Here is a 1,025-nt window from a genome sequence, read left to right as displayed (position 1 = left end):
CGCTCTCACACCACAGCATCTCCTCCGTGCAATGCACACATCATGCATCAAACGCGAAATCCAGGCTCGAGGTCAAGCACGACTTGCCTGCCCGACGGTGATCAGGAGAACTTCGCATATCAACGCCGACGGTCAACTCGCACCGGACGCAACTCCGCACAGAACGTTCCGTACCGCCGGTTCTGACCCATGGCCTCCTTGCTGCCATGGATTCGAACACACGTTCGAACATCTGCGCTACCCGTCAGCCGGCGAGGAAACCCTCGATCGCGGCGATGGTCTCCTCGTTGCGGACGTGCAGCACTGCGCGGATGCCGCACCGCTCCGCGCCGAGGACCGGGCCCTCGTTGTCGTCGACGAAGAGGACCTGCTCGGGCGAGGCACCCATCCGCGCGAGGGCCGTGGTGTAGGCACCCGGGTCCGGCTTCGCCACGCCCTGCTCGTGGCTGTAGCAGATCGGATCGAAGACGCTCGAGAAGCCGAAGCGGCGCTCTTCCTCCTCACGGGCACCGTCGCCGGAGTTCGACAGGATCGCCAGCTTCGCCCGGTCGCGCAACGACCGGGCGTGCTCGAGGAGCTCCACGTTCGCCACGCCGCAGTAGGCGTCCCAGAACTCCGCGTGCATCGTCACGACCTCGGTCGGGGTCGCCCCGAGCGCGGCACCGAGCTTCCGCCAGTACTCGTCTGCGACGCCCGTCCGCAGCGCCGTGTCGGGGAGATCGGCGTCGCGCAGCCGGGTCCGCACCTCGTCGACCGTCAGCCCGAAGCGGGCGCCCCAGGTCTCCCGGAGGACGTCGGGCCACCGGTCGTCGTCGACGAGTTCGAGGACGCCGCCGACGTCGTAGAGGATCCACTGCTCCATCGCCGAAGGCTAGCGGGGCTCCCCGGACTGCGGGAGCGGATCGGGGCACGCGGCGGCGCTCGCCGCCGCGGACGCGCGGACACACATGCGCTGCCGCGAACAGGCCGACGAGGGATGTGCCGGTCTGGAGGCGCGGGTCGGGCCCGCCCCGTGCCTCAGGCCG

Annotated in this window: 1 protein-coding gene; it reads right to left on the bottom strand. The window is 69.3% G+C overall.

The genetic code is table 11. The features are described 5' to 3' along the window. Positions 1-244 precede the first annotated feature (244 nt). Positions 245-862 (bottom strand): HAD-IA family hydrolase, encoded by a 618-nt coding sequence (locus I59_RS16100; RefSeq protein ID WP_022904752.1) that lies wholly within the window; start codon positions 860-862, stop codon positions 245-247. Positions 863-1,025: the final 163 nt, after the last annotated feature.

Origin of the sequence: Curtobacterium sp. B8 (assembly GCF_000333315.1) — a bacterium.
GTDB lineage: Bacteria > Actinomycetota > Actinomycetes > Actinomycetales > Microbacteriaceae > Curtobacterium > Curtobacterium luteum.
This window is presented reverse-complemented; position numbering and strand designations above follow the sequence as displayed.

Bases quoted from the DNA above. Each gene is read 5' to 3' on its own strand.
- I59_RS16100 (WP_022904752.1), bottom strand. From the start codon at position 862: ATGGAGCAGTGGATCCTCTACGACGTCGGCGGCGTCCTCGAACTCGTC.